Origin of the sequence: Collinsella sp. LCP19S3_B11, from assembly GCF_052121915.1 — a bacterium.
Classification (GTDB): Bacteria; Actinomycetota; Coriobacteriia; order Coriobacteriales; family Coriobacteriaceae; genus Collinsella.
Genome location: NZ_JBQKDI010000017.1, coordinates 38,226 through 48,945, shown reverse-complemented (window position 1 = coordinate 48,945; position 10,720 = coordinate 38,226). Strand labels below are relative to the sequence as shown.

Here is a 10,720-nt window from a genome sequence, read left to right as displayed (position 1 = left end):
CCATCCGGAGGCGCCCGATCGGCGGCCCCTCGGGGCTTGCCCGTATCGTAGGCAATGCGCCGAATGCTCGCCATCGAAATTTATCGGTGGCCCACTTCAGACTGTAATGGGGATACAAGCTGGGCATACAATGTATGTCGTTGTGTTGAGCTTACCGGGAGGTTGCTATGTGGGCATACGAGACGACGTTCTATCAAATCTATCCGCTGGGCTTTTGTGGAGCTCCGCACGAAAACGTCGCGCCCGTTGCCGAGGATGAGCTTGCCCAGGCTGCCAACGACGCGCCCAACCCCGATGCCCCCATCATGAAAATCGTCCAATGGGCCGACTACCTGCAGGAACTAGGTATTGGCGCTGTGCTCATCAACCCACCGCTCGAGTCCGATAGCCATGGCTACGACACGCGCAGCCTGCGCCACATCGACCGTCGCCTGGGTGGGGATGCCGACTTTGCCGCCGTGTGCGAGACGCTGCATGCCCACGGCATCCGCGTGGTGCTCGACGCCGTCCTCAACCACGTCGGTCGCGGCTTTTGGGCCTTCCGCGATGTGCAGGAGCGCAAGTGGGACTCGCCCTACAAGGACTGGTTCCACATCAGCTTTGACGGCGACTCGTGCTACGGCGACGGCTTTTGGTACGAGGGCTGGGAAGGCCATTTTGAGCTCGTGAGGCTTAACCTGCAAAACCCCGCCGTGGTCGATTACCTGCTCGAGTCCGTGCGCCGTTGGGCCGATGTCTTTGGCGTCGACGGTCTGCGCCTGGACGTCGCCTATATGCTCGACCGCGACTTTATGCGCCGCCTGCACGCCTTTGCCCGTGAGCTCAAACCCGATTTTGTGCTGATCGGCGAGACGCTCCACGGTGACTACAACCAGATCGTCAACGACGAGATGCTCGACTCCTGCACCAACTACGAGTGTTACAAGGGACTGTACTCCAGCTTTAACTCGATCAACATGTTCGAGATCGCCCACTCGCTGCACCGTCAGTTTGGCGGCGACCCGTGGTGCATCTACCGCGGCAAGCACCTGCTGTCGTTTGTCGACAACCACGACGTGCCGCGCCTGGCGAGCATCCTCACCGACAAGTCGTGCCTGCGTCCCGCCTATGGCATGCTCTTTGGCATGCCGGGCATCCCGTGCATCTACTATGGCAGCGAGTGGGGAATTGCCGGCGAAAAGGGCGGCCCCGATGGCGACTGGGTGCTGCGCCCTGCGCTCGATGAGCCTGCGCCCAACGAGCTGACGGCCTTCATCACACAGCTTGCGCACCTGCGCTCGGCCGACGACGCGGCGGCACGCGCTCTCAGCTACGGTGCGTACCGCAACGTGATGATTCAGAACAAACAGCTGCTGTTCGAGCGCGCCTGCGACGACGCGACGGTGCTCGTGGCGGTCAATGCCGTGAACGAGCCTTATACCTTTGGAGCCGGCGAACTCAACGGCTCCTTCGTCGACCTACTTGCCGACGATGCACCCACGGTCGAGCTGACGGGTGCGCTTGAACTTGCGCCCTACGAGGTGCGCTATCTGTTGAGGGCCTAGGTCATGGCGGCGTCAGACGAGGGCTATCAACATATTGAGCATGGGTTTGAGCCCGTGTTTGACCGGCACTCGCGCGTTTTGGTGCTGGGATCGTTTCCCTCGGTGCTTTCGCGCACCAATGCCTTTTATTACGGCAACCCTCAGAATCGCTTTTGGCGCGTGATGGCCGCGTGCCTTGGTGTGCCTGTACCACCCAACGAGGGCGACCCTTTGGTGGGCGGCGAGCCCGCGACGCTCGACGCCTCTATTGCCGCCAAGCGATCCATGCTGTTGAACGGTGGTGTGGCCCTGTGGGATGTGATCGAGAGCTGCGACATTAAGGGGTCGAGCGACGCGAGCATCAAAAACGTTGTGCCGGCATATATCGAACGCATCACTGGAGCTGCGCCCATCGAGCGGGTGGTATGCAACGGAGGTACGGCGGGGCGCCTCTATAAGCGCTATCTACAGGAGCGGACGGGTCTGTCCGCTGTCGTATTGCCGTCAACTAGTCCCGCTAACGCGGCCTGGCGCCTGGAGCGGCTTATCGAGCGCTGGCGCGAGGCAGTTGACTGGACCGCACGGTAATCTAGATCCTTTATTGAGCATGGGCGCCGAGGCGTTTGATGATGGCATGCCAGATTGGTGCGGGCACGGCGGGCTTGACGCGCACCATGCCGTCGACATCGACGCTATCGGCCTCGCCGCCGCCAAGCAGCTGCGCATGCTCTATGGAGCAGCCCATGCGCACGGCGCCTACAAGCTTATCCATCGCTTCGGAAAATGGCCGGCGTAAGAGGCCCATACGCGGGGAGTGGCGAAGCGCCGCAATATCGCTGCCGGCGCAGATGACAACGCCACCGCACCATGGCAGGTCACGTAGAATACATGCCCGGTACAGGTGGTCGAGGACTTCGTCCGCCTGCTTGTTGTTTTTTGACAGGGCCTGGACGACGGCGTAGACGCGTGTCTCTGTATCCCCGAAGCGATCGAGTATCTGCTCGACAGCGATCATCGCCTCATCATCAAATGCATCATCAACAGCGAACACCATGCCATCGACTACACCGGCATCATCCGCCTCCAAATCGACCGGACGGGGGAGCGCGGTGCCGGAAAGCCGGGCATAGGCGGCGATGGCATCCTGCAGGTCCCAAAGCAAAAACTCAAGATCGGCGCTCTTGGGAATACTGATATACGCAATGGTTTGCAGCGTTTTTGGTACATCGCCGCGTGCAGTTGTCTCCATGCCGCCTCCTTTCCGGTTGGTTTCCGTTTAGGTTACACCGTCTGGTGGAGCGCGGGCGCGCTATCCTAGTGCAACCCTTACGAAAGGAATGCCATGCGACTGCCCATGAACACCTCGCTTGCCACGCTCAAGCCCTCCGGCATTCGCCGGATCAACGCGCTCGCCGCCCAGCACCCGGGGTGCATCGCGCTCGCGCTTGGCGAGCCCGATTTTCCCACGCCCGATGTGATTAGCGCCGAAGTGACTGCTTCGTTGGGCCGCGGTGACACGCACTATCCGCCCAACAACGGCCGTCCCGCCCTGCGCGAGGCGCTGTCTACCTACATGGGAGACGCGGGCCTTACGTTTTCGGCCGACGAGGTCATCCTAACCGACGGCGCGACCGAGGCCCTGTCGGCAACATTTATGGCCATGCTCAACCCCGGCGACGAGGTTATTATCCCCACGCCAGCCTTTGGTCTGTACGAGAGCATCGTCGTGGCCAACCACGCCAAAGCGGTCTTTTTGGATACGGAGCCCGCGCAATTTCAGATTGACGAGGAAGCGCTTCGCGCCTGCGTGACGCCGGCGACCAAGGCCATCGTTATCTGCTCGCCCAACAATCCCACGGGCTGTATCCTCGACGCGGCATCGCTCGACGCCGTGGCACACGTGGCAGAGCAAGCGGGCATCTACGTAATCTGCGACGACGTATATAACCGCCTGGTCTATGTGGATGGCTATGAGCGCTTTGCCCAGCGCCACCCGGAGCTACGCGAGCAGACGGTGGTCATCGAGAGCTTCTCCAAGCCCTGGGCCATGACCGGCTGGCGCTTGGGTTGGCTCGCAGCCGCAGCCCCCGTCATCGCCGAGATCGCAAAGGCCCACCAATACTTAGTATCGAGCGCCGTCTCCTTCGAAATGGACGCCGCGGCCCGAGCCCTGACCGTCGACCCAACCCCCATGCTCAAAGTCTACCGAGCCCGCCGCGAACGCGTGCTCGCAGCCTTAGACACCATGGGCCTCGACGTAGTGGAACCAGCCGGCGCCTTCTACGCTTTCCCCAGCATCAAACAATTCGGCCTAACAAGCGAAGACTTCTGCATCAAAGCCATCAAAGAAGCCAACGTAGCCCTAGTCCCCGGAGACTGCTTCGGAACCGAAGGCCACGTCCGCTTAAGCTACTGCGTCTCCGACCAAGATCTGGACGAAGGCCTCCGCCGCCTGTCCACCTTCATTTCGACTTTGTAGTCCTCAGGGATGCAACACATCAGCCCACCGACATAAGGATTGTGAGTGGGGCGCGTCGGCCAACGGCAACCCTGGCTGCCCCAAAGTCAACACAGGTCGCGCCGCCAAAGGCCAGGCGCAAGCTTTTCGTAGATTCCGCACGAGCCGAAGAGCACTAAATGTGCTCTTCGTGCGAGCCCAGGACCTGACCGAGCGAAAAGCTTGCGCCTGGCCTTTGGCGGCGCGACCGAGATGGTGGAATTGTGTGCAGCCAGGGTTGCCGTTGACCGAAGCCGGGGTCCCCGCCATAATACTTTCGGTTCACGCACGAATCCGCTGCCAGAGACAGCCGGTGCAAACGGGCATTGCCCGCGAGCTCAATGGGATATCCCGCCAGCCGAGGTGGTCGAGTAGATATGTCTTCTCGCCCCCGTCGCTCATGCAGCGCGGGGGCTTTCTTTTTGGACATGCCCCCGTCACGTCCTTGTGGCGGACCGTGCCCGGAAAGAATTCGAGGAGGTGTAATTCATGCCCCAGCAGTACAAAATCGACAAGGTTGCAGAGATCGAGTCCCGTATCGCCGAGAATGCCGGTCTGTTCGTCGTCAACTACAACGGTCTGACGGTTAAGCAGGCTCAGGAGCTGCGTCATCAGCTTCGCGGGTGCGGCGCCGAGATGAAGGTCTACAAGAACAACCTGGTCAAGATCGCTCTCAAGAACCAGGAGCAGCCCGAGCTCGACGAGATCCTCGCCGGCCCCGTCGCTTATGTGTTCTACGAGACCGAGCCGGTCGAGGCCGCTAAGACCCTTAAGGACTTCTCCGCTAAGTCCAAGGGCGTCCTTGAGATCAAGGGCGGTATCTCCGACGGCAAGGCCGTTTCCGCTGATGATGTTAAGGCTATCGCCGAGCTGCCCACCAAGGACCAGCTTCTCGGCCAGATCGCCGGTCTCATCTCCGGTTTCGCTCGCGACATCGCTGTCTGCGTCAACGGCGTTTCCTCTGGTCTCGCTCGTTCGATCCAGCAGGTCTCCGAGCAGAAGGCAGCCTAGTCGCTGTTTTCACCCGCGGCGGCAACGCCGCACCCCTGGCGCATTCGCGCCGTGTTTTAACTGATCTCCGTGCACAGACACGGAAACCGAAAGGACTTAGAAATGGCTAAGCTTACCACCGATGAGATCATCGATGCTCTTAAGGAAATGACCCTTCTCGAGGCTTCCGAGCTCGTTAAGGCTATCGAGGACACCTTCGGCGTTTCCGCCGCTGCTCCTGCCGCTGTTGTCGCCGCTCCCGCTGCTGGCGCTGCTGAGGCCGAGGAGAAGACCGAGTTTGACGTCGTGCTCGAGGGCTTCGGCGACAACAAGATCCAGGTCATCAAGGCCGTCCGTGAGCTCACCAACCTTGGCCTGAAGGAGGCCAAGGAGGTCGTCGAGAGCGCTCCCAAGGCTGTTCTCGAGGGCGCCAAGAAGGAGGACGCCGAGGCTGCCAAGGAGAAGCTCGAGGCTGCTGGCGCTGCTGTCACCCTCAAGTAATCAGGCTTTCTCGCCAGATTTCTTTGCAGACGGGGTTCGCATTGCGAGCCCCGTCTTTTTTGTTTTGCCCCCTCATTCCCATTGCTCGGCACGCAGAACACCGCTGTCTTCGCCGTGCCAATCCCGTTACCGCTGGGGCATAAAATTGCACCATTCGAGCAATAATTTGCGTTGACCTGCTGAAGAATTGCGTTTGCCTTACGGCGACGTATGTCTCCGGCGGTAAGATACTTCGGTATCGCAATTTGGTCTGCGGCCGCCGTGCCGCACGCTTGGGGCGCTTTGCGCCTGCGAAAGGATCCTTGAATAATATGAAGGCAATCATCCCCGCCGCCGGTCTAGGCACGCGTTTTCTGCCTGGCACTAAGTGCACGCCCAAAGAGATGCTGCCGGTTCTCGACAAGCCGGTTATCCAGTACGTCGTTGAGGAGGCACTCGACCCCGAGGAGGTCGACGACGCCATCATCGTTACCTCTCCCGGTAAGCCCGAGCTGCTGAGCTACTTCCAGCCCGATCGTTCGCTCGAGAACCTGCTGCGCGAGCGCGGCAAGAACGCCTATGCCGATGCCGTCGCCCACGCTGGCGGTATGCCGGTCGATTTCCGTTATCAGTACGAGCCCAAGGGCCTCGGCCATGCCATTCGCTCGGCGGCCGATGCTGTGGCGGGGGAGAACTTCCTGGTTCTTCTGGGCGACTACGTTGTGCCCAACCATGACATTTGCGACAAGATGCTTGCCGTCTCCAAGGAGCATGGCGGCGCTTCGGTTATCGCTGTTGCCGCGTGTGCTCCCGAGGAGGTCAGCCGCTATGGCGTTATCGCCGGCGAGCGCGTGGGCTCCCTCGAGGGCGCTGAGGGCGTTGGCGATGCCGAGCCTGGCGCCGTGTGGCGTATCGGCGGCTTGGTGGAGAAGCCTGCTCCCGAGGCTGCGCCTTCTAACCTTTACATCGTCGGACGCTATCTGCTGAGCCCGCTGGTCATGGAGCTGCTTGCCGACCAGCAGGCCGGCAAGGGCGGCGAGATCCAGCTGACCGACGCTATGGCCCGTTCGCTCGACCGCGAGGCCATGTACGCCGTCGTCATCGATCCTCTGTCGGGCTACGACACCGGCACGCCTTCTGGCTGGATGGCCACCAACGCCCTTATGGCCGCAAGCGATCCTCGCTTTGCCGATGCCTTCTGGGATGCCATCGACGAGCGCGGCGGCTTGATGCGCAAGTAGACAGCGCTTACGGGTGCGGACTTCGGTCTGCACCCGTTTTTTTGCGAACTGCCGCTTAGCTCCGGAAAGTGCGACCCACAATTTGGTCGAATTCTGGGATGCGCTTTCCGGCTGAGGACCCTAGCGGAAAGCGCATCCCAGAATATCGGCTCAGGACGGGATACAGTTTCCCAAACAGGGCTCAATCGGAAACTACGACCCAGTTTGAGGCCTCAAAACGGGACACAATTTCCGCCCGATCAGCCTTCGCTGCCATTCCGCCATTCAGCGACGCGCATCAGTAACTCTGTTCACAGAAAATATATGAACATATGTTCGATATACGCACATCTACCTCGGCATTTTCTGTCGAAAAAATTTGCTACTCCAAAAACTCAATCGCGTCAAGGCTTTTCTTGCCCAACGGTCGGTACCTGATAAACTATTAGGTTGCGATAACTGGCGAAGCTATGCCTCGCCAACCCACCGAGCATTTCCGTGAAGGAGGAAAAACCTGGTGACCTACGCATACACTGCCACTGAGCGCAAGCGCGTCAGCTTCGGGAAAATCCCGGAGGCCATGGAGCTCCCCAACCTTATCTCTGTTCAAAGGGAATCCTTTGAGCGTTTTAAGGACGAGGGCCTTCGTGAGGCGTTTAAGGAATCCAGCCCCATCCAGAGCCAGAACCATGTTCTCGAGGTTACCTTCGGCGAGCATCAGTTTGGCGACCCCGCGCACACCGTCGAGGAGTGCCGCGAGAAGGATATGACCTATCAGGCTCCGCTTCTGACCGACGTCCGTCTCACCAACAAGGAGACCGGCGAGATCAAGGAGCAGCTCGTCTTTATGGGCGACTTCCCCATGATGACCGATCAGGGCACCTTCATCATCAACGGTACCGAGCGTATCGTCGTCTCGCAGCTCGTCCGTTCCCCGGGCGTGTACTTCAGCTCCGAGATGGATTCGGGCAAGCAGATCTACAAGGCTCAGATCATCCCGTCCCGCGGTGCCTGGCTTGAGTTTGAGGTCGACAAGCGCGACCAGCTCATGGTCTCCATCGACCGTAAGCGCAAGCAGAGCGCCACGATGTTCCTGCGCGCCCTTGGCATCGCCGTCACCAACGACGACATCATCGAGCTGCTCGGCAACTCCGATGTGATCAAGCGCACCCTCGAGCGCGATACCGCCCTCACCCGCGAGGATGCTCTTATCGAGATCTACCGTCGCCTGCGCCCGGGCGAGCCTCCCACCGTGGATGCTTCCCGCAGCCTGCTCGAGGGCCTGCTCTTCAACCCGCAACGCTACGACCTGGCCCGCGTCGGTCGCTACAAGGTCAACAAGAAGCTCAACCTCACCACCGAGGAAGAGGTCACGGTGCTCACCGACGAGGATATCGTCGCGACGCTGCGCTACCTCCTGTCCCTCGCTGCCGGCGAGCAGGGCTTCAAGGTTGACGACATCGACCACTTTGGCAACCGCCGTATCCGCACCGTCGGCGAGCTCGTCGCCAACCAGTTCCGTATCGGCATGAGCCGTATGGAGCGCGTCGTCCGTGAGCGCATGAGCTCCCAGGACATCGACGAGATTACCCCGCAGTCGCTCATCAACATCCGCCCGATCGTGGCCTCCATCAAGGAGTTCTTCGGTTCCTCGCAGCTCTCGCAGTTCATGGACCAGGCGAACCCTCTGACCGGTCTGACCCACAAGCGCCGTCTGTCCGCACTCGGCCCTGGCGGTCTTGCCGGCCACAAGTCGGGCTCCAGCCGCCGCACCAACGTGCCGACGGCCGTCCGCGACGTTCACAACTCGCACTACAGCCGCATGTGCCCGATCGAGACCCCCGAAGGCCCCAACATCGGCCTGATCGGCTCGCTTGCCCTCTACGCCCGCGTCAACGAGTATGGCTTCATCGAGGCCCCGTTCCGCCGCGTCGAGAACGGCGTTGCCACCGACCAGATCGACTGGATGACCGCTGACGAGGAAGAGAAGCACGTTATCGCGCCGGCCAACACGCCGCTCGATCCCAAGACCAACGAGTTCATCACGACCGATGCCGAGGGCAAGATCGTCCGTCCGCATTCCGTGATCGCCCGTACCCGCGACTTCGACGGCTCCTTCGGCGCTCCCGCCGACGTGCCTGTCGAGGACGTCGACTACATGGACGTCTCACCGCGCCAGATGCTCTCCGTCGCAGCCACGCTGATCCCGTTCCTCGAGCACGACGACGCTAAGCGTACGCTCATGGGCGCCAACATGCAGCGTCAGGCCGTGCCGCTGGTTCACCCCGCCGCTCCCTATGTCGGTACCGGCATGGAGCGTCGCGCCGCCCTGGACTCTGGCGAGGTCACCCTGGCCAAGAACGCCGGCGAGGTCATCTTTGCCGACGCCTCCAAGATTATCGTCAAGCATGCCGGCGGCATGGACGAGTATCACCTGGCCAAGTACCAGCGCTCCAACCAGTCCACCTGCATCAACCACCGCCCGCTCGTGCGCGTCGGCGACACCGTTGAGCAGGGTGAGCCTCTGGCCGACGGTCCTTCGACCGATCACGGCGAGCTCGCACTGGGCCAGAACCTCACCGTGGCCTACATGCCGTGGGAAGGCTTCAACTACGAGGACGGTATCGTCGTGTCCGAGCGCCTGGTGGCCGAGGACCTGCTGACGACCATCAACATCACCCGTCACGAGATCGACGCCCGCGATACCAAGCTCGGCCCCGAGGAGATCACTCGCGAGATCCCGAACCTCTCCGAGGACATGCTTGCCAACCTCGATGAGGACGGCATCATCCGCATCGGCGCTGAGGTCGGCCCTGGCGACATCCTGGTCGGCAAGGTTACCCCTAAGGGCGAGAGCGCTCTGACTGCCGAGGAGCGCCTGCTGCGCGCCATCTTCGGTGCCAAGGCTCACGACGTTCGCGACACTTCCCTTAAGATGCCTCACGGCGCTTACGGCCGTGTCATCGACGTCGTCCGCTTTAGCCGCGAGAACGGCGACGACCTGGCCCCCGGCGTCAACGAGCAGGTGCGCGTCTACGTCGCCCAGCGCCGTAAGATCCAGCAGGGCGATAAGATTGCCGGCCGCCACGGCAACAAGGGTGTTATCTGTAACGTTCTGCCGGTCGAGGACATGCCCTACATGGCTGACGGTACCCCGATCGACGTTATCCTCAACCCGCTGGGCGTTCCTTCGCGTATGAACGTCGGCCAGCTGCTCGAGTGCCACCTTGGCTGGGCTGCTGCCTGCGGTTGGGATACCGAGGATGCCGATTCCGACAAGTACGTCCCCGGTCCGTTCTTTACCGCGACGCCCGTCTTCGACGGCGCCAAGGAGGACGAGATCGCCGAGGTCATCCGTCGTGCCAACAAGAATATGCTCAACAAGGCCACCGCTGCCTTTGGCGATCACATGCGCCCCGAGTTTGTCACCCAGCTTGACGAGCGCGGAAAGACCCGCCTGTTTGACGGCCGTACCGGCGAGGAGTTCCGCGAGCCCATTACCGTGGGTACGTCCTACATCCTCAAGCTCGGTCACATGGTCGACGACAAGATCCACGCCCGTTCGACTGGCCCTTACAGCCTGGTTACCCAGCAGCCGCTGGGCGGCAAGGCCCAGTTCGGCGGCCAGCGCTTCGGCGAGATGGAAGTTTGGGCACTGTACGCATACGGTGCTTCCAACGTCCTGCAGGAGATCCTGACCGTCAAGTCCGACGATACCGTGGGCCGCGTCAAGACCTACGAGTCCATCGTCAAGGGCGAGAACGTCCCGGTTCCGGGTATCCCCGAGTCCTTCAAGGTTCTCGTCAAGGAGATCCGTTCCCTCGCACTGGACATCGAGCCCATGCGCGATGCCGACGAGGACGCCTCCGCCCCCGTGACCGCCGAGGAGACCTCTGCCCTCGATGACCTGGCTGCGCTCGCCGGCGTTGACGCCGACGTCGAGGCCCAGGATGCCGAGACCGCCGAGGCACCCGAGGCTGTCGCCGCCACGACCACTGATAAGGAGTAGT

General features: G+C 61.4%; 8 protein-coding genes. 7 read left to right on the top strand and 1 reads right to left on the bottom strand.

Annotated elements, in window-relative coordinates; all coding sequences use genetic code 11:
• Nucleotides 1-167 precede the first annotated feature (167 nt).
• Nucleotides 168-1,544: an alpha-amylase family glycosyl hydrolase gene (locus ACTQV4_RS08790; RefSeq protein ID WP_441569657.1), complete on the top strand. Its 1,377-nt coding sequence runs from the start codon at nt 168-170 to the stop codon at nt 1,542-1,544.
• Between the two features lie 3 nt (nt 1,545-1,547).
• Nucleotides 1,548-2,111, top strand: coding sequence for a uracil-DNA glycosylase family protein (locus tag ACTQV4_RS08785; RefSeq protein ID WP_441569656.1), 564 nt, complete (start codon nt 1,548-1,550; stop codon nt 2,109-2,111).
• A gap of 10 nt (nt 2,112-2,121) precedes the next feature.
• On the opposite strand, the gene ACTQV4_RS08780 is transcribed toward ACTQV4_RS08785, so the two are convergent.
• A complete protein-coding gene (locus ACTQV4_RS08780) occupies nt 2,122-2,772 on the bottom strand; it encodes a hypothetical protein (protein ID WP_441569655.1) in 651 nt (216 codons plus the stop codon).
• A 93-nt stretch (nt 2,773-2,865) separates the two neighbouring features.
• Here ACTQV4_RS08780 and ACTQV4_RS08775 point away from each other — a divergent pair, with 93 nt between their 5' ends.
• The 5 genes from ACTQV4_RS08775 (at nt 2,866) to rpoB (ending at nt 10,719) form a co-directional block, all read left to right on the top strand.
• Entirely contained in the window at nt 2,866-4,002 is a 1,137-nt protein-coding gene (locus ACTQV4_RS08775; protein WP_441569654.1) for a pyridoxal phosphate-dependent aminotransferase, read from the top strand.
• A 507-nt stretch (nt 4,003-4,509) separates the two neighbouring features.
• Nucleotides 4,510-5,031: a 50S ribosomal protein L10 gene (gene rplJ / locus ACTQV4_RS08770; protein WP_441569653.1), complete on the top strand. Its 522-nt coding sequence runs from the start codon at nt 4,510-4,512 to the stop codon at nt 5,029-5,031.
• Nucleotides 5,032-5,133: 102 nt separating this feature from the next.
• Nucleotides 5,134-5,511, top strand: coding sequence for a 50S ribosomal protein L7/L12 (gene rplL, locus ACTQV4_RS08765; RefSeq protein WP_154514707.1), 378 nt, complete (start codon nt 5,134-5,136; stop codon nt 5,509-5,511).
• Between the two features lie 311 nt (nt 5,512-5,822).
• Nucleotides 5,823-6,731 carry a UTP--glucose-1-phosphate uridylyltransferase gene (locus ACTQV4_RS08760; RefSeq protein ID WP_368136490.1) on the top strand — a complete coding sequence of 303 codons (909 nt, stop codon included), beginning with the start codon at nt 5,823-5,825 and terminating at the stop codon, nt 6,729-6,731.
• Between the two features lie 559 nt (nt 6,732-7,290).
• A complete protein-coding gene (gene rpoB / locus ACTQV4_RS08755; protein ID WP_229770619.1) occupies nt 7,291-10,719 on the top strand; it encodes a DNA-directed RNA polymerase subunit beta in 3,429 nt (1,142 codons plus the stop codon).
• Nucleotide 10,720 lies beyond the last annotated feature (1 nt).